The organism is Marinobacter alkalisoli (assembly GCF_045449795.1).
Taxonomy (GTDB): Bacteria; Pseudomonadota; Gammaproteobacteria; order Pseudomonadales; family Oleiphilaceae; genus Marinobacter.
In genome coordinates, this window is sequence record NZ_JBJJLB010000015.1 from 17,413 (window position 1) to 41,821 (window position 24,409).

Annotated in this window: 23 protein-coding genes; 6 read left to right on the plus strand and 17 right to left on the minus strand. The window is 58.9% G+C overall.

Annotated features, from left to right (window positions below; genetic code table 11):
- Positions 1-114: 114 nt before the first annotated feature.
- From ACJO3M_RS04180 to mpl, 3 genes are all read right to left on the minus strand, one after another.
- Entirely contained in the window at positions 115-1,254 is a 1,140-nt protein-coding gene (locus ACJO3M_RS04180; RefSeq protein WP_406999963.1) for an acyl-CoA dehydrogenase family protein, read from the minus strand.
- 111 nt (positions 1,255-1,365) lie between these two features.
- Positions 1,366-2,019 carry a flavin prenyltransferase UbiX gene (locus tag ACJO3M_RS04185; protein WP_406999965.1) on the minus strand — a complete coding sequence of 218 codons (654 nt, stop codon included), beginning with the start codon at positions 2,017-2,019 and terminating at the stop codon, positions 1,366-1,368.
- Positions 2,016-3,413: a UDP-N-acetylmuramate:L-alanyl-gamma-D-glutamyl-meso-diaminopimelate ligase gene (mpl, locus tag ACJO3M_RS04190; protein ID WP_406999967.1), complete on the minus strand. Its 1,398-nt coding sequence runs from the start codon at positions 3,411-3,413 to the stop codon at positions 2,016-2,018. Before mpl ends, ACJO3M_RS04185 begins: the two co-directional genes overlap by 4 nt.
- Before the next feature lie 156 nt (positions 3,414-3,569).
- Here mpl and ACJO3M_RS04195 point away from each other — a divergent pair, with 156 nt between their 5' ends.
- Positions 3,570-4,832 carry a 6-phosphofructokinase gene (locus ACJO3M_RS04195; RefSeq protein ID WP_406999969.1) on the plus strand — a complete coding sequence of 421 codons (1,263 nt, stop codon included), beginning with the start codon at positions 3,570-3,572 and terminating at the stop codon, positions 4,830-4,832.
- Positions 4,833-4,901: 69 nt separating this feature from the next.
- Here ACJO3M_RS04195 and ACJO3M_RS04200 read toward each other — a convergent pair whose 3' ends face one another.
- Together ACJO3M_RS04200 and ACJO3M_RS04205 are read right to left on the minus strand one after the other, a co-directional pair.
- Positions 4,902-5,156 (minus strand): GrxA family glutaredoxin, encoded by a 255-nt coding sequence (locus ACJO3M_RS04200; RefSeq protein WP_406999971.1) that lies wholly within the window; start codon positions 5,154-5,156, stop codon positions 4,902-4,904.
- Positions 5,157-5,326: 170 nt separating this feature from the next.
- Complete coding sequence (locus ACJO3M_RS04205; protein WP_406999973.1) at positions 5,327-7,453, minus strand: methyl-accepting chemotaxis protein; 2,127 nt, start codon at positions 7,451-7,453, stop codon at positions 5,327-5,329.
- Between the two features lie 46 nt (positions 7,454-7,499).
- Between ACJO3M_RS04205 and ACJO3M_RS04210 the strand changes: the two genes are divergently transcribed.
- Positions 7,500-7,952 (plus strand): YqaA family protein, encoded by a 453-nt coding sequence (locus ACJO3M_RS04210; RefSeq protein ID WP_406986162.1) that lies wholly within the window; start codon positions 7,500-7,502, stop codon positions 7,950-7,952.
- Here the strand turns inward: ACJO3M_RS04210 and ACJO3M_RS04215 are convergent.
- Positions 7,883-9,337, minus strand: coding sequence for an ABC1 kinase family protein (locus ACJO3M_RS04215; RefSeq protein WP_406999974.1), 1,455 nt, complete (start codon positions 9,335-9,337; stop codon positions 7,883-7,885). The genes ACJO3M_RS04210 and ACJO3M_RS04215 overlap by 70 nt on opposite strands.
- Before the next feature lie 262 nt (positions 9,338-9,599).
- Between ACJO3M_RS04215 and ACJO3M_RS04220 the strand changes: the two genes are divergently transcribed.
- On the plus strand, positions 9,600-10,691 hold the full coding sequence (locus tag ACJO3M_RS04220) for a GGDEF domain-containing protein (RefSeq protein ID WP_406999976.1): 1,092 nt from the start codon (positions 9,600-9,602) through the stop codon (positions 10,689-10,691).
- 15 nt (positions 10,692-10,706) lie between these two features.
- Here ACJO3M_RS04220 and lipB read toward each other — a convergent pair whose 3' ends face one another.
- The 11 genes from lipB to ACJO3M_RS04275 form a co-directional block, all read right to left on the minus strand.
- Positions 10,707-11,345 carry a lipoyl(octanoyl) transferase LipB gene (gene lipB / locus ACJO3M_RS04225; RefSeq protein ID WP_406999978.1) on the minus strand — a complete coding sequence of 213 codons (639 nt, stop codon included), beginning with the start codon at positions 11,343-11,345 and terminating at the stop codon, positions 10,707-10,709.
- A 4-nt stretch (positions 11,346-11,349) separates the two neighbouring features.
- The gene (locus ACJO3M_RS04230) at positions 11,350-11,619 is read right to left on the minus strand and encodes an HP0495 family protein (protein ID WP_406986151.1); all 270 of its coding nucleotides are present in this window, start codon (positions 11,617-11,619) and stop codon (positions 11,350-11,352) included.
- Positions 11,620-11,653: 34 nt separating this feature from the next.
- A complete protein-coding gene (locus ACJO3M_RS04235; RefSeq protein WP_406999980.1) occupies positions 11,654-12,817 on the minus strand; it encodes a D-alanyl-D-alanine carboxypeptidase family protein in 1,164 nt (387 codons plus the stop codon).
- Between the two features lie 38 nt (positions 12,818-12,855).
- On the minus strand, positions 12,856-13,749 hold the full coding sequence (locus ACJO3M_RS04240) for a septal ring lytic transglycosylase RlpA family protein (protein WP_407000095.1): 894 nt from the start codon (positions 13,747-13,749) through the stop codon (positions 12,856-12,858).
- A complete protein-coding gene (gene mltB, locus ACJO3M_RS04245) occupies positions 13,746-14,753 on the minus strand; it encodes a lytic murein transglycosylase B (RefSeq protein ID WP_406999982.1) in 1,008 nt (335 codons plus the stop codon). The genes ACJO3M_RS04240 and mltB overlap by 4 nt, the downstream gene beginning before the upstream one ends.
- A 138-nt stretch (positions 14,754-14,891) precedes the next feature.
- Positions 14,892-16,028 (minus strand): rod shape-determining protein RodA, encoded by a 1,137-nt coding sequence (rodA, locus tag ACJO3M_RS04250; protein WP_407000097.1) that lies wholly within the window; start codon positions 16,026-16,028, stop codon positions 14,892-14,894.
- A complete protein-coding gene (gene mrdA, locus ACJO3M_RS04255) occupies positions 16,028-17,920 on the minus strand; it encodes a penicillin-binding protein 2 (protein WP_406999984.1) in 1,893 nt (630 codons plus the stop codon). The genes rodA and mrdA overlap by 1 nt, the downstream gene beginning before the upstream one ends.
- Positions 17,921-17,928: 8 nt before the next feature.
- On the minus strand, positions 17,929-18,399 hold the full coding sequence (rlmH, locus tag ACJO3M_RS04260) for a 23S rRNA (pseudouridine(1915)-N(3))-methyltransferase RlmH (RefSeq protein WP_406999986.1): 471 nt from the start codon (positions 18,397-18,399) through the stop codon (positions 17,929-17,931).
- Positions 18,400-18,401: 2 nt separating this feature from the next.
- On the minus strand, positions 18,402-18,752 hold the full coding sequence (gene rsfS / locus ACJO3M_RS04265; RefSeq protein ID WP_406999988.1) for a ribosome silencing factor: 351 nt from the start codon (positions 18,750-18,752) through the stop codon (positions 18,402-18,404).
- Positions 18,753-18,822: 70 nt separating this feature from the next.
- Positions 18,823-19,473: a nicotinate-nucleotide adenylyltransferase gene (nadD, locus tag ACJO3M_RS04270; protein ID WP_406999990.1), complete on the minus strand. Its 651-nt coding sequence runs from the start codon at positions 19,471-19,473 to the stop codon at positions 18,823-18,825.
- A 6-nt stretch (positions 19,474-19,479) separates the two neighbouring features.
- On the minus strand, positions 19,480-20,736 hold the full coding sequence (locus ACJO3M_RS04275) for a glutamate-5-semialdehyde dehydrogenase (RefSeq protein ID WP_406999992.1): 1,257 nt from the start codon (positions 20,734-20,736) through the stop codon (positions 19,480-19,482).
- A gap of 202 nt (positions 20,737-20,938) precedes the next feature.
- Here ACJO3M_RS04275 and ACJO3M_RS04280 point away from each other — a divergent pair, with 202 nt between their 5' ends.
- From ACJO3M_RS04280 to ACJO3M_RS04290, 3 genes are read left to right on the plus strand one after another with little or no spacing between them, the layout of a single operon-like run.
- The gene (locus ACJO3M_RS04280; RefSeq protein WP_406999994.1) at positions 20,939-21,958 is read left to right on the plus strand and encodes a GGDEF domain-containing protein; all 1,020 of its coding nucleotides are present in this window, start codon (positions 20,939-20,941) and stop codon (positions 21,956-21,958) included.
- Complete coding sequence (locus tag ACJO3M_RS04285; RefSeq protein ID WP_406999996.1) at positions 21,955-22,953, plus strand: GGDEF domain-containing protein; 999 nt, start codon at positions 21,955-21,957, stop codon at positions 22,951-22,953. The genes ACJO3M_RS04280 and ACJO3M_RS04285 overlap by 4 nt, the downstream gene beginning before the upstream one ends.
- Complete coding sequence (locus ACJO3M_RS04290; protein ID WP_406999998.1) at positions 22,950-24,404, plus strand: bifunctional DedA family/phosphatase PAP2 family protein; 1,455 nt, start codon at positions 22,950-22,952, stop codon at positions 24,402-24,404. Before ACJO3M_RS04285 ends, ACJO3M_RS04290 begins: the two co-directional genes overlap by 4 nt.
- Positions 24,405-24,409 lie beyond the last annotated feature (5 nt).

The window sequence follows — 24,409 nt, forward strand, 5'->3', positions numbered from 1 at the left end:
AGGTTGTGCCGCTACTGTAGGGGATGTTGAAGAGGGGAACCTTGATAGGTTTGGCAATTTGTAAAGTTTGGTAACAGAAGGCTCCAGCGGGCATGGCCGCCGGAGCCAACCCGATCAGAACGACCGGGCGACGATTTCCTTCATGATTTCATTGGTACCGGCATAAATGCGCTGGGCGCGGGAATCCGCCCAGGCCCGGGCAATCGGGTATTCCCACATGTAGCCGTAACCACCGTGCAACTGAACACACTCATCGATCACCTTGCACTGAATGTCGGTGGTCCACTGCTTCAGCATGGCCGCGGTCGGAATGTCGAGCTTCTTCTCCAGGTGCAGCTCCAGGCAGCGATCACAGAAAACCCGGGCAGCGGTGATTTCCGATTTCATTTCCGCCAGCTTGAAACGGGTATTCTGGTATGCAATCACCGGCTTGGAGAACGCTTTGCGCTCCTTGACGTAATCCAGAGTCCACTGCCAGGCAGCCTCGGCTGCCGCAACGGCAGTCAGTGCCACCTGCAGGCGCTCGGCAGGCAGTTCCTGCATCAGCTGGAAGAACCCTTGCCCTTCCATGGACCCCAGCAGGTTCTCCGCCGGCACTTTCACATCCTGGAAGAACAGCTCCGAGGTATCCTGAGCCTTCATGCCGACCTTGTTCAGGTTCTGGCCTTTCTCGAACCCTTCCCACGCGGTTTCGACGATCAGCAGGCTGGTGCCTTTGGCGCCTTCTTTTGGATCTGTCTTGGCAACGACAATGACCAGATCCGCCATCTGGCCGTTGGTGATAAAGGTCTTGGAGCCGTTGAGAATATAGTGGTCGCCATCCTTGATCGCTGTCGTTCTCACACCCTGAAGATCAGAACCGGCGCCTGGCTCGCTCATGGCAATGGCCCCGATCATCTCACCGGATGCCAGTTTGGGCAGGTACCGCTCCTTTTGTTCCTGGGAACCGTAATTGAGGATGTAAGGCGCCACGATGTCGGAATGCAGCCCCCAACCAATACCGGACAGGCCGGCATAGGAAATCTCTTCCATGATCACGGCGCTGTAACGGAAGTCGGCGCCCACACCACCAAACTCTTCCGGCATGGTCGGACACAGGAAGCCCAACTCCCCGGCTTTGGTCCACAGTTCGCGGCTGACCTGCCCGTCTTTTTCCCATTGCTCATGGTAGGGAGCCGCTTCCTGCTCCAGGAATTTGCGAACGGAATCGCGGAAGCCTTCGAGATCGGCATCAAAGAGTGTGCGTGGAATCATGGTAAACCTCGGTGAATGACCTGTGTTGTGGTTATCGTTCACCAAGTCTCTGCGCAGAGGCGGTTTCGCTCAATGGTGAAAACCATCAATCGGGCTGACCAAAACCATCGCCTAGCGCTGATCGCCGCGCTTGCCTTTGGCGCGCTCCTCGCCCCAGCGCGGCATCAGATCCTGGGGCAGGCCCAGGTGATCGAGTATGCGAGCGACAATGAAGTCAACCAGATCACTCACCGATTGCGGGCTGTGATAGAACCCGGGGCTGGCCGGCATGATGACCGCGCCCATGCGGGTCAGCCGCAGCATGTTCTCCAGGTGCACTTCCGAGTATGGCGCTTCGCGGGGCACCAGGATCAGCTGCCGGCGCTCTTTCAGGGCCACATCTCCGGCCCGTTCGATCAGGTTGTTGCTGGCACCGGTGGCCAGTGCTGACAGGGTGCCGGTACTGCAGGGGCAAACCACCAGCGGAGCTTTTTCTCCGGAACCGGAAGCCGGTGGCGCGAACCAGTCTTCCCGCCCAAATACCAGCAATTGCCCGGGGCCCGCGTGGGCATACTCGGCCAGCGCCACTTGCATCGCCTGCGGGGAGCCCGGCAACTTGAGCTCGGTTTCCGTGGCGATCACCACCTGGGCGGCACGACTGACCATCACATTCACCCTACAGCCGGCCGCCACCAGGCATTGCAACAGGCGCAGACCGTACTGGGCGCCGGAGGCACCGGTAAAGGCCAGGTTGATGGTTCGTGGTTGTACCGCAGGTTCAGTCATGACGGGTATCTACGTTCGAGTTCGGCAACCAGTTTCTGGTGAATACCACCGAAACCGCCATTGCTCATGATCACAATGTGGCAGGGACCGCTCACATTCGCCAGTGTCTGTTCAATCAGGGCGTCCACGTTCGCTTCCACATGGTGTTGTACGGTTTCGCCCTCACCGCCCTTCCAGCTCTTCACCAGCGCCGGCAGCCACTCCAGCTGATTCAGATTGGCCCAGATTACATGGTCGGCGGCGACGGCACTGGGCAGCAGCGCCTGCTGGTGCACCCCCTGCTGCATAGTGTTCGAACGGGGTTCGATCAAGGCGATCACCGGCTCCTCGCCCACTTTATTGCGCAGCCCCTCCAGGGTGGTGGCAATAGCAGTTGGATGGTGGGCAAAGTCGTCATAGACGCTGACGCCGTTAATCTCAGCCAACAGCTCCATGCGCCGTTTCACCCCGGAAAAGCGGCACAGGGCAGCAACGGCGTGGTCCGGCGTGACGCCCACATGACGGGCGGCGGCAATGGCCGCCAGGGCATTGCGAACGTTGTGCATGCCGGTCTGGGACCAGGTCACCGTGGCCACTGGCTGCTCGTGGTGAACCACCATGAAACGGCTGCCGTCCTCTGACAGCAACTCCGCCCGCCAATCCGTGGTATAGGCGACTTCACTGCCAATGGCGGTATTTTGCACCGCGCTCCAACACCCCATGTCCAGGGCGCGATCCAGATGCACATCGTTCGCGGGACGAATGATCAGACCGTTGGACGGCACGGTACGGACCAGGTGATGGAACTGGCGCTCGATGGCCTCGACATTGTCAAAGATATCAGCGTGATCAAACTCCAGGTTATTCATGATCAGGGTGTGGGGGCGGTAATGGACGAACTTGGAACGCTTGTCGAAAAACGCGCTGTCGTATTCATCGGCCTCGATCACAAAGAAGTCACTGGAACCGAGGCGTGCCGATACCGGGAAATCCTTCGGTACGCCCCCGACCAGATAACCGGCGTCAAAGCCGGCCTGCTCGAGAATCCACAGCAGCATGGACGTGGTGGTGGTCTTGCCATGGGTACCGGCCACCGCCAGTACCCAGCGATGACGCAATACTTCCCGCGCCAGCCATTCCGGGCCGGACATGTAATCAATATTGCGGTTGAGGACAGCCTCCACCTCGGGATTGCCGCGGGACATGGCGTTACCGATCAGCACCAGATCCGGCTTCGGTTCCAGGTTCTCTGTGCGATACCCTTCCATCAGACCAATGCCCTGGGCTTCCAGCTGGGTGCTCATGGGTGGATACACGCCCTGATCCGAGCCCGTTACCGTGTGCCCCAACTCCCGGGCCAACACCGCAAGACTGCCCATGAATGTGCCACAAATTCCCAGAATATGAATATGCATGACCGGTCTGACCTCTTGAATTGGACGTGCCAAGCCTCCCGTATACATCACCGACCGTCAAGAGCTTCGTTATCCGCAATCCTGCTCATGAAAAAAACCGGCATTTGGCGTATCATCTGCGGCAATTACTGAACCAGCAGGAGGCTCCAGCCCGAGATGGCCACCAAGAACGCTTTTTACGCTCAATCCGGCGGTGTGACCGCAGTCATTAACGCCAGCGCCTGCGGGGTTATCCAGACCGCCCGCAAACACCCGGAAAGCATCGGCAAGGTCTACGCCGGCCGCAACGGGATCATTGGCGCACTCAAGGAAGAGCTGATTGATACCAGCCTGGAAAGCGACGAGGCCATTCAGGCGCTGATCCACACTCCCGGTGGGGCTTTCGGTTCCTGCCGTCACAAGCTCAAGAACATTTCCGAGAACAGGCGTGAATACGAGCGCCTGATCGAAGTGTTCCAGGCCCATGACATTGGTTACTTCTTCTATAATGGCGGCGGCGATTCCCAGGACACGGCCTACAAGGTATCCCAGCTGGCCGAGAAAATGGGCTACCCGATTACCTGTATCGGCGTGCCCAAGACCGTGGATAACGATCTGCCCTTTACCGACTGCTGCCCCGGCTTTGGCTCCGTGGCGAAGTACATTGCCACCTCGACCCTGGAAGCCAGCCTCGACATCAAATCCATGTGCGAAACCTCCACCAAGGTCTTCATCCTTGAGGTCATGGGCCGCCATGCCGGCTGGATTGCCGCTGCCGGCGGACTGGCAGGCGAGGGCGCAGACCAGCCGCCCCACATCATCCTGTTCCCGGAGATGCCGTTTGACCGGGATGCATTCCTGGCGCGGGTGGAATTCTGCGTGAAGGAGTACGGCTACTGCGTCATCGTCGCCTCTGAGGGCGCCCAGTACGAGGACGGCCGCTTCCTGGCCGATGCCGGCGCCAAGGATGCCTTTGGCCACACCCAACTCGGTGGCGTGGCGCCGGCCCTGGCCAACATGGTCAAGCAGGCACTGGGCTACAAGTACCACTGGGCAGTGGCGGATTACCTGCAGCGCAGCGCCCGCCATATTGCCTCTGCCACTGACGTTGAACAGGCCTACGCCGTGGGCAAGGCGGCGGTTGAAATGGCCGTGGCGGGCAAGCAGGCGCTGATGCCGACGATTGTCCGCGAACAGTCCAAACCGTATCGCTGGCACATTGGCGAAGCACCGCTGAGCGAAGTGGCGAATCAGGAAAAGAAAATGCCCATCCATTACATTTCGGATGACGGCTTTCACATCACCCAGGACTGCCGCGACTACCTCGAGCCGCTGATCTACGGCGAAAGCTTCCCACCGTTCGACAATGGCCTGCCCCGGGTGGCAAAGCTGCAGAACAAGCTGGTGGAGAAAAAACTCAGGACCGACTTCCAGCTCTGATCTCTGCCCCGGACACAAAAAAAGGCGCCTGCGGGATAACCGCAGGCGCCTTTTTTCTTTCCGCAGGGATCAGTTTGCTCTCGCAGTCTCCTGCGCACTCACATAACGCACGAACTCATCCGAGCCGCCGATGTACTCCTGCCCGACCAGAATCTGGGGCACGGTATAAACCGGCCGGCCAATCCTGTCAGCGATGTCCTCCTTGGACATGCCCTCTTCAATCATGTCCACGTAGGTAAAGGGAATCCCCTTCACTTCGCACAACTGCCTGGCACGAACACAGAAACCGCAGGAAGAGCGGCCGTAGATGGTCACATGCTCCATACATTACTCCTTAACCGAAACGATCAGGCGGAGGTCTCGCCCTGAATAACTATTGCCGCCATGATGTCATGCCACCGGATAAAATAAAATTGATGGTTTGAATGATCACCATAGTACCAGCCGATACGCTGGTTACTGCCTGATCCCACAGTGGAAAGCCTGTGGCAGCGTCAGGTTTTCAGACGCCCCAGCTCGGAATCCAGCACCTCTACCTGCTCATCCAGGGCGTCACCACTACCACGCACCCGCTGTGCAAGCACCCGCAGATCACTGGCGGCATCCCCGATTTTCGTCAGGTTCCGGTTGATCTCCTCGCTGACCGAACTCTGCTCCTCAGCCGCTGTCGCCACCTGGGTTACATGCTCCACGATGGTGCCAATGCGTTCGACCACGGCGGCCAGGGAATGATCCGCCTCGCGGGTACCGTCCACTGCGGTTGTTGCACGGTCCACACCGGAGCGGATCACCGACACTGCACCATTCACATCGCTCTGCAGGCCTTCGATCATCTCACTGATCTCGTCGGTGGACTGTCGGGTACGGGACGCCAGTGTGCGTACCTCATCCGCCACCACCGCAAAGCCACGCCCCTGCTCACCTGCGCGGGCCGCTTCTATGGCCGCATTCAGGGCCAGGAGATTGGTCTGCTCGGCAACACCGCGAATCACATCCAGAATGCGGTTGATGTCGTCGCTACGGGTGGCCACCTGGGTAATCGCCGTACTGGCCTGATCCATGTCCGCGGACAGGGCGCTGACACCATCCACCGCCGTGGTGAGAGTATCCTGGGTAAAGCGCACCCCGTCCTGAGCCTGGCGTGCATTCTCCGCCGCCTCCCCGGCAAACCCGGCCACTTCTCCGGCAGCCGCCGACATCTCGTTCATGGCGGTCACCACGCTCTCAATATCCTGATGCTGGCGTTCGGTCTGTCCGTCCGTCTCCCGCGCAATACCCCCGACATCGGTCGCCTGCTGTCGAACCTGGCCGTTAACGTTCTTGAGGTCGTTGATCATATCCCGCAGGCGGCCAAGGAACGCGTTGAATCCGCCCGCCAGCTCAATCAGCTCGGCGTGGGTATCAATCGACAGCTCGCGGGTGAGATCCCCCTCGGCACTGGCCAGATTCTTCATGCGGTCACGAATTTCGTTGAGCGGGCGAGTAACAGAGCGAACCAGCAGCACCAGAATCAGAATGGCAAGCCCGGACACCACAATGCCCACCAGGGTTTGACGCGCGGCCGTAGCGCCAACTTCGTCGGACAACAGGGCGGTGATGGCAGAAACCTCAGCCAGGGCGGTTTCGCGGGGCAGCTCAATCAGCAGGGACCATTGTGTGCCCGGCAGGTCAATCTCCACAGGATAGGACACGGCAAGGGTCTCGCCATCGTCAAAGGTCCGCTCCCCCTGGTGCAAATCAACGAACTCGCCCGCCAGTTCGGGCAGAGCCTCATTCAACGGGCGGCCAAGGTGGCTGTCGTAGTGACTGGAGGCGGCAATCAGCCCCTTATCACTCAGCAACGTGACGCGGGATTTGCCACTGTACAGCTCATTGCTGACCTCCCGAATGGTTTGCTGGAGTGTTGAGAGATTGATATCAACACCGACTACCCCTGCGAACTCTCCACCATCGAGAATCGGCACCACCAGACTGGTCATCAGCTCGGAATAGCCTTCCTCAATCTCATACTCATAGGGCTCCATGATACAAGGCTGCTTGTTGTCTCTGGAGCACAGGTACCATTCCGCTTCACGAATGCCGAACTCATTGCGGCTGTCGAGATACTTGGTGGCGGGATCCCCGGTGCGACTGAAGACCACCTCACCGTCGGGCGCGCGATAGAAATAGATTTCCAGGGTGCCCTCATCACTGCTGTGCTCTTCCACACCGCCAGTGAAGTACCGGTCCTGCCCGTCGTAGGCATCCGGCTCAAACTGTGCATAGACCGAGCTCAGGCTTTTTTGTTCCTCCAGCACCCTGCCAACCGTCTCCTGCAAAGCAATTCGACTGATCCTGCCGGAACTGTCAGCCTGGATATTGCGGAGGATCACGTTGCGAACCACTTCCGGCGTACGGTAGGCGGTCGCAAACTGGCCGCTGACCAGTTCCCCGTACTTGCCCGCAGTTGCACCAAGGCGCTCCATCACAATACCCTGCACGGTATCGCGGGTTTCGGTGGTCATTCGCTCTTCCATGTCACTGAGCGACAATTGGGCGGTCACCACGATACTGACCCCCATCACCAGCAGCAGCGTAATAACCAGGGCGTAGAGTTTGAAGCGTAGCGAAAGCTCTTTCATTGCAATGGAACCTGTTCGATGGCGGTGTAAAAAACGAGGTAACAACTTGGCATACCTGACCCTATTCCTGACGGCCTTTGCCGCAGCCACCCTGCTCCCGGCGTATTCCGAAGTCATGCTCGGCGCTATGGTAACCCAGGGCTATCCCCTTGGCTGGCTCTGGTTCTGGGCAACCGCGGGGAACACTCTGGGCTCCGTTGTTAATGGGGTTATCGGCCGGCAGGTGGATCGCTTTAAGGATAAACGCTGGTTTCCGGTTTCAGAGAAGCAGCTCGAGAAAGCGCGGGACAGATTCAACCGCTATGGTCAGTGGTCTCTGCTATTGGGCTGGTTACCGCTGGGAGGCGACGCGCTCACCCTCATCGGAGGCGTGATGCGCGTACCCTGGATCAACTTCGTGGTACTGGTTGCGATTGGCAAGGGCGCCCGTTACGGCTTCGTACTCTGGCTGGTCCTGGAAACCGCCGGGGTTCCCTCGGAATCGGTACCGTCGCCGTAAAGGTAGGCCCGCAACAGCTCTTCACCGTTGAACTCCGCGTTCAGCACCGCGATAAAGGTGTATACCCCAATCAGTTTCCGGTTCAGGAACACAAATTCCTTGGGCGGCACCCTGAAATAACGATTGATGGCAGATCGCGCCGCCTGGCGGGCCACCCGCGACGGCAGATCGCTCTGTTTCCAGCGATACTCCCCGTCGGCATTCACAGCATAATCCGGCCACTGGCTTCGGTCCCGGGCCAGGGGTTCCAGCACTGACATACAGACAGCGCCAAATTTGTCGAGCACATCGTCTGGCCAGTCACGGCTCATAAAGCGCAGTTCCACGCCCCCTTCGACAACCGCTGGCAAGTCCCCTTCATAGGACGCGCGAATCATCTGAATAACCGGGTCGAGGAACGACGGCGAATAAGCCTGCACCGCGCCAAAATCAAGCAGCACAATCTGGTCGTAATCCTGATCGGATCCCTGCTCGCCGGCGATACGAATGCGGTAGTTACCGAAATTGGGGTCGGTCTGGATTTCGCCCCAGACAAACAGCTCCCGGAAAAACAGCTCCAGCGCCGCCATCCCCAGCTCGGAACGCCGCTCCAGCGGCAACTCCCGCACAGCGACGGAACTGACCGAATGGCCGTGTTCGTAGGTGGAAGCGATCACATGGGCAGTGGAGAACTCCTGCAGCACTCTGGGCACAACAAACCTGGGATCGGCAACCAGCATCTTGCGGAATTTTTCGGTAGTACGGGCTTCCAGCCGATAATCCACTTCCCGGTGCATCATTTCCCGGACTTCTTCCAGCCAGTCGTTGAATTCAGGTCCAAAAGAAACCAGCCGCGCGATTTTCAGGAGCTGGGCCACCGCATTGAGGTCACTGTCCACCGCATCCGCCACCCCCGGATACTGGACTTTCAGCACCAGTTCAAGGCCATCGCTTTTGCGTCGCGCACGGTGTACCTGCCCCAGTGACGCGGCCCCGATCGGTTCGGGATCGACATCCAGTTGTGCCAGCCGGTCGGCGCCCAGCTCATCCTTCAGGACACGCTCAATGGCAGACCACTCGAGGGAGGTTGTCTGGTCCTCCAGGGTATGCAGCGCTTCTGTTACTTCCTCAGGCAAAAAATGCTCACCGTAGAGGGCCATAACCTGGCCGATTTTGACCACACTGCCCTTCAGCTTGCCCAGTTCATCCACCAGAAACTCGGCCTGACTGGACAGCATGGCGCGGTGGCGCTGGTCCCGCTTGTCACGGCTGCTGAACCAGTTCGTTGCCATGTGAGACGCCATCCGGGTGCCGGCAAACAGCCCTGCCCGGGTCAGCGTCAAACGGCGTTCGAAGCTTCCGGTCTTGATACGTGAAACGGAGGTTCCTCGTTTTTTGGATACCATCAATCATCCGCCCGGTTCATTGCATTTCAGCCCTGAGGCTGCTTCGGTCATTATACGGATAGCGCCTGCCTCAAACCTCACTGATTCGCCAGTCTTTTCCCGGCCTTGCGGCCAATGTAACCGGGACTTCCGGCGTATAGTGATGAATTCATTGCAACTCTTTACGTTTTTACACACTTTGAAGCTAGGAATCCGTCTAGTATGGATCTGCGGACCTGGCATTCCAGGCCCAACAATAACACCAGAACAACAAGACCTTAAAATGACTCACATAGCCACACACAACGCGGATACCGACCTGTCCCAGTATCGGGTAAAGGGAGAGATTCCCGTCCCCACCTTGATCGGATGGCTGACACTCGCCGCCGTGCCTCTGCTTGTGTTCTTCGCGTATCGCTCATCCCTGCGCGGAGACCCCACCGCACCAACGGTGCTGATCATATTCGCAGGGCTCCTGGCGGCCAATGGCATTGCCTACCTGATCAGGCACAGCAGCACCCTGCAACGCCGGGGTTTCATCACCATCATCACCGCACTGTTCACCTATCTGGCGGTCCAGGCGGTCGAGGATGGCTCCGCGATTATCTGGCTGTTCGCCTACCCGCCGATCATTTTCTACATCAGTCAGTCCAGGGTCGGGGTGTTTGCCTGCGCTGGCGGGCTCGCAGCCGTGGCCGTTCTGTTCAGCCCGATTGGCGACCTGGTGTTTGATGCGCCCTACAGTACCAGTTTCCGCCTGACCATGATTGCCGTGCTCGCCTTTGAGATGTCCACCTGCTATGTGCTGGATCAAAGCCGGCGGCGCAGTAAACTGGGCCTCCTGAAACTGGCGCGGGAATTTGAGTATGCCGCCAAGCACGATGCCCTCACTGGCCTCGCCAACCGTCGCGAAGTGCTGTCGCAACTGGATAACGAATACCAGCGTTACCAACGAAACTCACGGGTATTCTCGGTACTGCTGATGGATATCGATCTTTTCAAGAGCGTTAATGACAACTACGGCCATCACATTGGTGATGAAATGATCGTACTGGTGGCCTCGACGCTGAAAGAACAATGCCGGAAAGTGGATACCCTGGCACGGTGGGGAGGAGAGGAATATCTGGTGCTACTGCCGGAAACCGGCACTGAGGAGGCAGTAAAGACCGCCAACCGGATCCGCAAGGTTGTCAGCAGCAAATCCGTATCCGCGGAAGGCCAGGCCATTGCAGCAACCATCAGCGTTGGCGTTGCCACTATCCGCGATGACGAGTCCGTGGACAGATTGTTGCAGCGAGCGGACGAGGGGCTTTACCGGGCAAAAACCCAGGGACGAAATACTGTCTGTGAGTTCGAAGAGGCATTCACGGACTAAACGCGCACGGTTGCTCTACCACCCGGAGCGGTACTCGACATGGTCGTGGCCGAGCCCTGCAACCAGTTCGCCGGCAAGCTTTACGGCAAAATCCTCCACGGTCGCACCGGCAACAAAGTCGCTGACCTGGCACATAGGCATACCGGCGTAGCCACAGGGATTGATACGGCGGAACGGCTCCATATCCATGTCCACGTTCAGCGCCAGGCCATGGAACGAGCACCCACGACGGACCCGCAATCCCAGGGACGCAATTTTGGCGTCACCCACATAAACGCCAGGGGCATCGGGCCTGGGGGCTGCTTCGATCCCCGCGCCCGCCAGCACACGGACAATGCCCTGTTCAATCTGATCCACCAATGTCCGCACACCCAGCTTGTGGCGAGGCAGGTTGATCAGCAGGTAGATAACCAGCTGACCAGGCCCGTGATAAGTAACCTGCCCGCCCCTGTCCACCTGAATCACGGGGATATCCCCGGGCGCCAGGATGTGTTCAGCTTTGCCTGCCTGGCCCTGTGTATAGACCCTCGGGTGCTCAAGGCACCAGAGTTCGTCCGCGACCGAGTCATCGCGATCAGCGGTGAAGGTTTTCATCGCCTCCCAGGTTTCCTGATATGGCTGCTCTCCCAGGGTGCGTACGATCAGCTTCGACATTGGCTCAGAGCACCATATGGACCCGGCCACTGGCCTTCAGGTCTTCAAACAGCGCCTTGAGCTGGGCTTCGCCAGTGGCCACTATCTTCAGCTGCACTGAAGAGAAACGGCCACCACTGCTCTTATTGACGGAAACATCAGCATCGGTGATACCTGGCGCATGCTGCTCCACGACCTCAACCACGAATTCGGTAAAATCCGGCGCCGAATTGCCAATCACTTTGATGACATAGTCACAGGGAAACTCAATTTTAGGTGCTTTCGGCTCACTCATGCCGGCTTACTCCCGAAGACGTCAGTGGTTGTCACTAGAACAACTGAACAAAAAAGAGCTTGATGGCATCCCACAGACGCTTGAACAGCCCGCCCTCGGGCACGTCGCTGAGTGCCAGTACCGGCTGGTCCACGATTACATCATCGCCCAGTTTGACCTGCAAACGGCCAAGCTCATCCCCCACCTTGATGGGTGCTTTAATGACAGAATCAAGGTCCACAGTGGATTCCAGCGAGTCGCGGGAACCGCGGGGAATGGTGACATTAACTTCTTCAGTGACACCAACCGACAGTTCATCTTCACGACCGCCCCAGATCCGTGCCTCGATCAATTCCTGACCGGCGCCAAACAGCGTCTCGCTTTCATAGTACCGGAAGCCATAGTTCAGCATCTTCTGAATTTCCTGGGCCCGGGCTGTCGTACTGTCTGTTCCCATCACAACGGCAATCAGCCGGGTACCATTGCGCTTGGCCGAAGCCACCAGGCAGTATCCGGCTTCTTCGGTGTGCCCGGTTTTAAGACCATCAACACTGTCATCACGCCAAAGCAGACTGTTGCGATTGGGTTGGCGGATGTTGTTGTAAGTGAAGTGTTTCTCAGCGTACAACGGGTAACTCTCGGGGTAATCATTGATGATCGCCCTCGCCAACAGCGCCAGATCGTGGGCGGTGGAGAAATGGTCCGGTGATGGCAGGCCAGTGGCATTCTCGAAGTTGGTATCTTGCATGCCCAGCAGTTGGGCCTGCTGGTTCATGATGTCAACGAATGCACCTTCACTGCCGGCAATAAACTCCGCCAGGGCAACCGAGGCATCATTTCCCGACTGAATAATCACGCCCTTGAGCAGGTTCTCCACCGAGACCTCTGTCCCCTCCTGGACAAAAGTGCGCGAGCCTTCCGTACGCCAGGCATTGACACTGATCGGAACCATATCCGACATGGAGATACGGCCTTCGTCCAGCTCGCGCTCAACGATGTAGGCGGTCATCATCTTGGTCAGACTTGCTGGCGGTAAACGTTCGTTACTGTTCTCATCCATGATGACCCTACCACTGAGGGGGTCCATCAGGATGTAGGAGCTGCCCGCCACTTGCGGAGGCGAGGGAATCAGTACTGTCTGGGCGTGGGCCGATCCCAGGGGGATCAACACCAGAAGCAGAACTGCGGTTAAAGCGCGGAAAACAGGATTAGTCGCCATGGGTTCGTTCATTCGTCGTTAAGTGTATTGATTCTTTTTTAGTGGGAATCGGTCAGCAATATGGTCTGGCCAAATCCCTGGTTTTCAAGCCTCGCCTGGGCTTTTCGGGCTTCATCCGGGGTGCTGAAGGGGCCTACCTGCACACGATGGAAACGCCCGGACACCGTATCCACCTCCCTTACCCGCATTGGGTTCTCGATAACACTTTTGACCTTGCCCAGCAGAGCTTCTGCAGGATTCCGGCTGCTAAAGGAGCCCAACTGCACAAACAGGGCCGACGCGCCTCCATGGGTTTCGGAACGCTCCGCCACTGCTTCCACCGGGACCGCCTCCCCGCCGCCAGAGTATGGCCGGCCAGCCAGCGTCATGGTACCGTCTTTCCTGACCGTAATGGCGGCCACTTCAACCCGGGCGGTGCCTTTTCCCTGATAGCCGAGCTTCTTCGCCGCTGCATAAGATAAGTCAATCAGCCGATCGCCATGAAATGGCCCCCGATCATTCACACGGACAATCACCGAACGACCGTTGTCCAGGTTGGTCACCCGGGCGTAGCCAGGAATTCTCAGGCTTTTATGGGCCGCCGACATTTCATACATGTCAAAAACCTCGCCATTGGAGGTTTTATGGCCATGGAACTTTTCGCCGTACCAACTGGCAATGCCCCGCTCAACGTATCCGTCATTACTGGCCATTACACTGTATTGCTTGCCCCACACCGTGTAGGAAGATTTGTTGCCCGCGGAGCGGGGCGCCTCGTATCGCGGCGTTGCATTCCCGAGATCGGACACATCAAAGTTACCAGCGGGTGCGCGATCCTGTGAAATGGTGTACCGGGAGGAATGGTCCTTCTCCGGTGCGGGTGAAGATGCACAGCCTGACAACACCAGCGCCGCAGCGATCAGGAACGGCAACGAAAACGGAAAATTGATCACCACTGGTCAGGATTCCTGTGTTTGTCCAGTTCATCAGCCAGCTGTTTGACCGCCAGGGCGTACAGATGACTGTGATTGTAGCGGGTTATCACGTAAAAGTTATGGTAAGTCAGCCATAGCTCCGGTCCTTGGCCCCCCTGTAACAGGATCGCCCGGGCAGCTGCGCTCCCTTCCACGTCTTGCCTGGGTTCCAGTCCCGCATCGCGATAATCACTGACCGTCAGCCGCGGTTTGAGTTCCCGCGTCAACAGCGGGGAACCCTCTGGCAGGTCACTTTCCAGGCGCTCCGCAACCGGCTCACCTTTGCGCCAGTGATGCTTGCTGAAATAATTGGCGACACTGCCAATGGCGTCCACCGGATTGGTCAGAATGTCTGCAATACCGTCATCATCAAAGTCGATGGCAAAGTTGCGATAACTGCTGGAAATAAACTGCCCATAGCCCATGGCGCCGGCATAGGAGCCTTTGACAACAAGGGGATCAAACCCCTGCTCCCGCGTCATCAGCAGGTATTGAACCAGCTCACTGCGGAAAAAACGGCTGCGGGGGGGATAGTCGAAGGCCAGGGTCGCCAGCGCGTCCAAGACACGGTAGTTTCCGGTGTAGTTGCCGTACCAGGTTTCCACGCCGATAATGGCCGCAATGATCGTAGCGGGCACACCGAACCGGGATTCCGCCCGGTCGAAGACCTCTTCATACTCCTCAAGAAACGCCAGGCCACGCTTGATCCTGTCCGGCTTGAGAAAAATTTGCCGGTACTCCCCCCAGGTCAGGGTCTTCTCTGCCGGACGGCTGATGGATTCGAGAATTTTATCGATGCGTGTTGCGTCGGCCAGCAGGGATTCTACCCTGACCTGGTCAAAACCATACTTCGCAACCATCTCCTCGATCAGCTGCCTGCCTTCCGGCGTAGCCTCATACCCCCCTGCATGGACGAGAGAAGCGAACACCCCGAACATGACGGGCACGAGGCGGATAAAACCTGGAAAACGGACAGCTGTCATTATTTACCTGTGAGTTAATGGCCGAAAAGCAATTCCGGGATCCCGGCACACCGGATCCCGCTTCTTCGCCAGCTTTCTGAAAACCGGGGCTACATTACCATGGAGCGCAAGCGGCGGACCATTACCCGCCGTCCATGGTCAGGCGCTGATCATTCGTCGGTGAGTGTGAATCGACATCAGCACACCAAAGGCAGCCATCAGGGTGACACTCGAGGTCCCCCCATAGCTGACCAGTGGCAGCGGAACGCCCACCACCGGTAACAGCCCGCTGACCATTCCCACGTTAACGAAGATGTAGATAAAGAATGTCATGGTCAATGCTCCGGCCAGCAGCCGGCTGAATGAGTCCTGGGCTGTAGCCGCGATGTAGAGGCACCGAAGAATAATCAACAGATAGACAGCCATCAGCACCAACATGCCGATGAAACCAAACTCCTCAGCCAGCACCGCGACGATAAAATCGGTGTGGCTTTCCGGCAGGAACTCAAGATGGGACTGAGTGCCCTGCAGCCAGCCCTTGCCGTCAACCCCACCGGAGCCAATGGCGGTTTTCGACTGGATGATGTTCCAGCCCGCGCCAAGTGGATCGCTTTGTGGGTCCAGCAGGGTCAACACCCGCTGCTTCTGGTAATCGCGCATGACAAAGAACCACATCAGTGGCGCGGCCACCGAGACCATCGCTACAAACGCTGCGATCAGGCGCCAGCTCATACCGGCAAAAAACACCACAAACAGACCGGCGGTACCCACCAGCAGAGAGGTCCCCAGGTCCGGCTGGAGAATAATCATGGCCATCGGCGCCAATACAATCAGCAGGGACCCCCCCACTCGCGCCAGCGTCGGCGGCAGGAAATGACGCGACAGGTACCAGGCCGCCATCATCGGCACCACAAGTTTCATCAGTTCCGACGGCTGGAAACGAGGCAGCCCCGGAATGGCCAGCCAACGCTGGGCCCCCTTCGCGCCAACCCCCGCCAGAAGAACCGCAACCAGAGCCGCAAGGCCAGCCAGGTACAACCAGGGCGCCCACCGCCGGAATACGGCCGGGTCCAATTGGGCAAACACCAGCATGACCACAAGGGCGATGCCCATGCGAATCCCCTGGGCCTTGACGACTTCGATGTTGCGGTCGGCACCGCTGTACAGGACCACCAGCCCCCCGCCAATCAAAAGCAAAAGCAGGGCCAGCAGGATAGGATCAATATGAAACGCAGACCACAGGCTCCGTGGCCTGGACAGCGGGTGATGCGACGACTGCAGGCGATTCCCCAGCATCATTCAGCTCCCTCGTCGGTGGTGCCCGTCACCAGCGCCTTACCTTCCTCAGGGAATCCAAGCAACCAGGCGTCAAACATTGCTCTTGCCACTGGCGCGGCGGTACCACTGCCACTGCCTCCGTTTTCGACGATCACCGCAACGGCAATCTCGGGATCATCAACCGGGGCAAAGCCCACAAACAGGGCGTGATCACGCAAACGCTCCCGCACATCCTCTTCCTCGTATTCTTCATCTTCAGCCAGGCTGAACACCTGGGCCGTGCCGGTCTTGCCCGCCATGCGATACGGTGCGCCCCGCGCGGCACCACGAGCGGTACCCCTGGTTCCGTGCATCACCTCTGCCATGGCATCAACCACAAACTCCCAGTCGTCCGCATTCTTGAGCGTCAGAGGGGCATGATCCCCCTGGGGCAGGAACTCATCGGCTGAGCGATCTCCCTTGATGCTTTTCAGCAGTCTCGGCTCTATCCAGCGGCCACGGTTCGCAATCAGGGAAGTCGCTGTCGCCAGTTGTAACGGAGTCGCCAGCATAAAACCCTGGCCAATCCCCATGTTGACCGAATCCCCCGGATACCAGGGCTCGTTTCTTACCGCTCGTTTCCAGTCGCGAGAGGGCAACAGGCCGTTCAGTGCGCCGGAGACATCCAGGGTCGCGTCTTCGCCAAACCCGAAGCGGGAGAGATAGTCGTACATGGTGTCCACGCCCATCTCAACGGCAATCTGATAAAAATAGATATCACAGGACTCTGCCACCGCGTCGGTCAGATCGACCCAGCCATGCCCCGAGCGTTTCCAGTCACGGTAGCGGCGCCCTCCGGAATTCAACTGGAAATAACCGGGATCCCAGATGGTTTTGTCCCGGGTAGTTGCGCCACTGTCCAGAGCAGCCACCGCCAGCATGGGCTTCAGGGTGGACCCCGGAGGGTATTGCCCACGCAACGCACGGTTGAACAGGGGCTTGTCGATATCGGTGCTCAGGGCCCGGTAGTTCGCCACACTGATACCGGTCACAAACTGATTGGTATCAAAACCGGGGACACTGGCCAGTGCCAGCAGACCACCGGTATCCGGCTCAATCGCGACAATGGCGCCTCGCCGGCCGTCCAGCAATTCATGGGCCAGGCGCTGTAGCCGGAGATCAAGATGCAACTGGATGTCTTCACCCGGGACCGGGTTCTGCCGCTCCAGGACCCTCAGCGTTCGCCCCCGGGCATTGGTCTCCACATGCTGGTAGCCCACCTGGCCATGCAGCAGCGCCTCATAGAATCGCTCAATCCCGGATTTGCCAATGTAGTTGGTGCCAGCATAGTTAACCGGATCAATACGTTGTAGCTCCTCCCGGTTAATCCGGCCCACATAACCCAGAGCGTGGGAGGTCAGTTCACTATGAGGGTAGTACCGGACAAGCTCCGCAGACACTTCCACGCCTGGCAGCTCATGGCGATGAACCGCGAGGCTGGCGATTTCTTTTTCATTGAGATCGTAGCGCAGGGGAAGTGGCTGGAATGGTCGACGGGGTTCCCGCAGGCGACGCTGGAACCGTTCCACGTCCTCTTCGGAAATGCCGAGAAGCGCTTCGAGCTTGGCCAGCGTCTCTTCCATACCGTCAACACGTTCGGGCACCAGGGTCACGCCGAACACCGGGCGGTTCTCGGCCAGCAGTTCATCATTGCGGTCATAGACCAGACCACGGGGAGGGGCAACCGACTGGACCTGGACCCGGTTCTTGTCGGAGAGGGTGGTGTACACTTCATGCTCAACGATCTGGAGCTGGTACATCCTGGCTACAAGTAGCCCCAACATGACAAACACGACGCATACCATGACCAGCGTACGTCGCTGGAACAGGCGCCGCTCGGCGGCTACGTCTTTGAACTCTCCCCAGGGCATGATGCGTCCTACGCCCGATGATACGGATGGTTGCGGGTGATTGACCAGGCACGATACAACTGCTCAGCCAACAGGATTCTCACCAGAGGGTGCGGGAGCGTCAGGGGCGACAGGGACCAGAGCTGGTCTGCCCGCTGTCGACAGGTTTCAGCAAGTCCATCCGGACCACCGACCAGGAAGCTGACGTCACGCCCGTCCTGCTGCCAGTTTTCCAGCTGGCTGGCGAGCTTTTCCGTCGACCAGGGGCGCCCGCCCACTTCCAGGGCGACCACACGATCCCTGGGCCCCGCGGCAGCGAGGACCGCATCGCTTTCCTTTTGCATCAGCCGGGCAATGTCCGGATTCTTGCCCCGATGGGCCATGGGAATCTCTACCAGTTCCAATGGCAGCTCCGGCGGCATTCGGCGGGCGTAATCAGTGTATCCCTGGCTGACCCAGTCGGGCATTTTCTGCCCCACGCAGATCAGGCGCAATCGCATGGTTATTCGCTACCCGCAACACCCAGATCCGGGGCATCGCGCCACAGACGCTCAAGATCGTAGAATTCGCGGGTGGCTGGCATCATCACATGCACAACAACATCCCCCAGATCCACGAGAATCCAGTCGCTGACGTTGCTGCCTTCCACATTACTGGCGCGAACTCCCTGCTCTTTCGCTTCCGCAATCACGGAATCCGCCAGTGATTTCAAATGACGATTGGATGTTCCCGAAGCCAGCACCATGTAATCCGTCACGCTGGTACGATCCCGAACATCAATCACGCTCACATCCTGTGCCTTTACTTCACCAAGTGCACCTATCACCAGATCTTTCAGTTGCTCAGCCTGCATAATCACCCTGTTGGACGGATGGCGGCGAGGGCGGCCACCCGAAAAGTCATGTTCAAAAGCGATTGTAGCATTAAAAGTTCTCGTCAGGGCAGGCACCGTATAGCCCGAGACGGCCAATTTTTTGCCAGACCGGATCCGGCAGCAAATACCGGGGCGAGCGCCCGGACAAGATTCTTTCACGGATGCCGGTGGCGGAAATATCCAGAAGGGGTGGATCCAGCTCCAGACAGTATCCGCCGGGAGCGCAGTGAAGCTGATCGGCGCTTGAGACCCCACGTTCCTGCAGCAGTTTCGCCGGCACGCCCAGCGGCTCCAGCTCTGGCCCAGGGCGTTTCACGACAACCACATGGGCCAGTTGCGGAATCTTCTCCCACTCCCGCCAGCGATCGAATCCTGCGAACGCGTCCGTACCCACCACCATGACCAGCGGCTCATGCTCCCCCAGTTGCTCACGCAGCTGGCGCAAGGTATCAGCGGTGTAGGAAGCCCCCGACCGTGCCAACTCACGATCATCGACAACCAGCCCGGGCTCATCGGCGACCGCCAGTCGCAGCAAGTCCAGGCGCTGAGCGCTGCTGGCGTCCGTCGAGCCGCGGTGCGGCGGGATATGGCATGGCACCAATGACACTTCCGACACCCCCAGGCGCTCCTTCAGCTCAATCGCGAGCCTGAGGTGACCATGATGAATGGGATCAAACGTTCCGCCGTATATGACATGCATAAGCAATCAGGTCCGGATGTGGCCGTCACCAAACACCACGTACTTCTGGGACGTCAGACCCTCCAGCCCGACGGGCCCGCGGGCATGGATCTTATCGGTGGAAATACCGATTTCGGCGCCCAGACCATATTCAAAGCCGTCAGCAAAACGGGTCGAAGCGTTGACCATCACCGAGCTGGAGTCTACTTCGGTAATGAAGCGCCGCGCCCGGGTGTAGTTTTCCGTAATGATACTGTCGGTATGCTGCGAGCTGTATCGATTGATATGGGCAATGGCGGCCTCCAGGCCATCCACCACCCTGACTGCCAGAATCGGGGCAAGGTATTCCTCTTCCCAGTCCGCTTCGGTTGCTGCGGCCATGGACGACACAATAGCGCGGGATCGCTCACAGCCCCGCAATTCGACGCCCTTGTCCACAAAAGCGTCCGCCAACAATGGCAGCATGTCTTCGGCGATCTCGGCATCCACCAGCAGGGTTTCCATGGTATTACAGGTGCCGTACCGGTGGGTTTTTGCGTTCACGGCAACGTTCAGCGCCTTTTCCGGGTCCGCGTGACTGTCAATATATACGTGACAGACCCCGTCCAGGTGTTTGATCACCGGCACCCGGGCATCGCGGCTGATGCGCTCGATAAGCCCCTTGCCGCCACGGGGTACGATGACATCCACATACGCAGGCATGGTAATCAGCTCACCCACGGCGGCACGATCCGTGGTTTTGATGACCTGTACCGAGGTTTCCGGCAGCCCGGCTTCAGCCAGCCCCTTGGCCAGACATCGGGCAATGGCCTGGTTGGAGTGGATGGATTCGGATCCGCCACGAAGAATGGTGGCGTTTCCCGATTTCAGGCACAGGCTGGCCGCTTCCACGGTTACATTGGGACGGGACTCATAAATGATGCCAATCACCCCCAGCGGCACTCGCATCTTGCCAACCTGGATGCCCGATGGGCGGTAAGTCATATCGGTAATCGCACCAATGGGGTCCGGTAACGAGGCGACCTGCTTCAACCCTTCAATCATGGTATCGATCCGCTGCGGGGTCAGCTCAAGGCGATCCAGCATGGCCGCATCAAGCCCGCTCTCGCGCCCCTGTGACAGGTCCCGCGCATTTGCTTCCGCCAGCTCACTGCGGGCGGAATCCAGCGCCTCGGCGGTTGCCAGCAGGGCCCGGTTACGCACGGCCGTGGTCGAGCGCGCCACGACAGTAGCCGCGGAACGTGCCTGCTGACCCACTTCAGCCATGTAAGCTGCAATATCCATTCGATTACCTTCGGTGTTGATAGCTGAATTCACAAATAAGACCCTAACTTTACCTTTCCCGTTTCAAGTACGCACCCCAAACGATTATTATACCGCTGCCGAACAGCCTGTTCGGCATTGAATGACAGACGATGGGCGCAGGCTATTCAATGCTACCTGCGTTATGCTGACACAAACGGATGTCCGGGAGAGGATGGATACTATGGCCCAGATGGCCGAAAAATTCCTGTTGAGTCGCCTGTCGAGAGCCGGCTTCATTGTATTGGCTGCCATCGCCATACTCTCCGCCGTAAACGGTGACCACCTCACAGCACTTACTGCCCTGGCCGCAACGGCACTGGTGTTTACCGGTAGCGCCTTTCATCCTCATCGTTCACGCGCCCCCTGGCCAACGATTAACCGACTGGTTCTTGGTACGCTCCTGGCCTTGCTGGCCACAAGCCTGTGGGCCGGCCCGTGGAGTCTTGTGCACTGGCTGTATGCCGCCCCCCTTCTCGCTTTTGCGCTGCTGCCCCTGCCCTGGGCCACGGTCACAACCCTGGCCTGTGCACTGCTGACGATGATCGCAACCCAATGGTCCGCCGGCCTGCCGGAACGCCACCAGATGATCAGTGCCTTTCTGCTGACGATCATGCTGGCTGCAATCCTGGTATTCCTGCGTGAGTATAAATCCCGCCAGCTGGCGCCACTGCGCCGTACCGATGAACTGACCCAGGCCGCCAGCCGCGAGTATCTGTCCGCCGACCTGCACAAGGAAATTCAGCGCAGCGAACGGGAAGGCACGGACATGTCCATCATCATGCTCGGGCTGGATACCCACCTGAGCGATACCGATCCGGATGCAGACATCCGCTCCATATTGCCCCGTATCGGACGCTACCTGCACTCGCAACTGCGGGATTTTGACACCTATTATCGTGTCGCGGACCTGCAGTTCCTGGTTATCCTGCCCGGCATTGCCACTTCCGATGCCTCCAACCGGGCCGAGGTGATTCGCAACGGGCTGCGGGCCCTGCTGGTTTCCCACGGCCTGGAATTAACCGTCAGCGCCGGCATTGCCGGCCTCAACATCGGAGACAACGCCGACAGCCTGCAGCAGTCCGCCGCCAATGCCCTGCGCCGGGCCCAGCAGCAGGGCGGCAATCGCGCCCAGTCCTACAGCACCTGGTCCCATTCTTCACCTCCCAACAGGGAAGCCGATGCGGAGGGCCCCGCGGCATGACCGAGACACGCCTGAGAACCTACACCCATCTCGCCGGTTATTGTCTGGCCACCCTGTTCATAGCCAGCCTGGCCTTCCAGAACCTTCGTTACGGATTCTATAGCCTTTTTTACCTGGCAGCGGGCATGGCGTTACTGACCCTCGCGGGGGCCGGTTACACCTTTGTGTGCCGCCGCCATCAGTTGTCTGCCCCTGGACACCTGGCGATACTGACCGCTCTGAACTGCGGGCTGATCGCCGCCATGTACACCATGAGTACGCCGGGGATCAGCCACTGGAGCATGCCCCTGATCCTTCTCAACCTGTTGATCCTGCCCCTGCGCCAGGGGCTTATTCTGTCACTACTGTTATTTATTGCCCTGGCCGCCTTTCTGCTGTTCCGGCAGCCGTTCCAGGAAACCGTCACCGTGATGACCGGCGCCCTGGCACTGATCACCATCGGCGCACTTTATATCTGGCACTACAACCACATGGCCCAGTCGGCGGAAGATCTGGCCATTACCGACCCGGTCACCGGAGCCCACAACGCACGCTTTCTGGACGAAACACTGCAAAAGGAAATCAGCCGTGCCATTGCCACCGGTCATTCGCTATCGGTGGTTACACTGGCCATTGATTACGCCGACGAAGTGGAGGACCTGCATGGCAAGCCCGGCATGCAGACCCTGTTCCGGGATGTCACCCAGCATCTTTTCGGGGTCATTCGTGCCGGAGATACCCTCTATACCCTGAATGAGTCCGAATTCTTCCTGATCCTGCCCTTTACACCGGAAGAGGGCGTCAGGGTGATTGCCGAGCGCATCCGCAGAACGATTGCCGAACATAACTGGGCTATGGTCGGAAAGGCCACTGTCAGCCTGGGCTGTACCACTCGCGGGTCCGGTGACACCCGCACGGACACGCTGCGCAAACGCGCCTGCCTCGCCCTGGAGGAAGCCCGCAAACGCGGCGCGGATTCCATCTGGTTTCTGCCGGGAGATGCCGCCGGATCATGAGCGGTGACTGGCTGACCTCCCTTGCCACCTGGCTGACCTCCCATTCCGAATGGCTGGCCGTGGCGCTATTCGCAACCGCGTTCGCCGAATCCCTGGCCATTGCCGGTATACTGATCCCCGGCGTGGCCATCATTTTCGCCATCGCCGCTCTGGCCGGACAGATCGCCATGCCCCTGGGCGAGGCCCTGTTGTGGGCTGCGCTGGGCGCGATTCTCGGCGACAGCATCAGTTTCGCGCTTGGAAGACTCTGCCAGGGCAAGCTGGACCGTGTCTGGCCCCTGAGCCGTTACCCGAAAGCCATCCACAAGGGTGAGTATTTCTTTCACCGGTACGGTGGGGTCAGCGTGGTTATCGGCCGCTTCGTTGGCCCGATACGGCCCGTCATTCCCCTGGTGGCCGGGGCATTGATGATGCCGTGGCGCCGGTTCCTGCTGTTCAACCTGACCTCAGCGCTGGGCTGGGCGCCGGTCTATGTGATACCGGGCTACCTGGTGGGCAGCGCACTGGCCAGTGACATAAAACCACCCGCCCACTTTTATCCGGTCATCGCCATCAGTATGGGCGTGCTGATTGTCATCTACCTGACCGTCTTCCGCTTTCAACTCGGACTTGGATACAGCAGCCGGCTTTACCAATGGCTGGCCGGCAAAATGGAAAAGTACGACGCCACTCATCGGTTCTGGCGGCTCTATTCCAGTGAACGCCCCGCCCAGGCGGGCGAGTTCCCCCTGCCCTCTCTGTCCCTGGCGGTTACCGCGACGGCGCTGCTCCTGATCTGGAGCCAACTGGCCACCGGCACCACGCTGTTACAGCCGTTCGACACCGCCGTATCCACCTGGTTCTCGCAGTTACGACAACCACTGTTCGACCCGACCATTCTGTTCTTTACCATGACCGGCGATGCACCGGTACTGATTGCCGCGGCGGGCTGCCTCTCTTTTGTCCTGTTGTTCCGGGGCTATTATGGCGGGGCTGCCCATATTCTCGCCGCTGCAGGGCTTACCTTCCTGCTGGTGTGGCTGCTGAAGTCCTTTACCGGGACAGCAAGGCCCGATGAGGTCCTGGCCCCTCCGTCATCGGGCGCTTTTCCCAGCGGTCATACCGCCGGCATAACGGTACTGTGCATGCTGTCAGCCAATTTTGTCGCCCGGGAAACCCGACACCGCCGCCGCTGGCGCACCTATCTGGCATTCAGTCTGCCCGTTGTACTGGTGGCTTTCAGCCGACTGTATCTTGGCGTGCACTGGTTCACGGATGTTATCGGGGGGTTGTTCCTTGGGTTGGCCATTACCGGCTACATTCGCGCCAGTTACAGTCGTTATGACCGGGTACCACTGGCTCCGGATGTCTCACTGCTTGGGGCGATCGTTGCCTGGATCGCCTTCACCGCCGCCTATGTCTGGCACCAATGGCCGCAAGCCATGCTCTTCTACCGGTCGACCGGGCTCTAGACGCG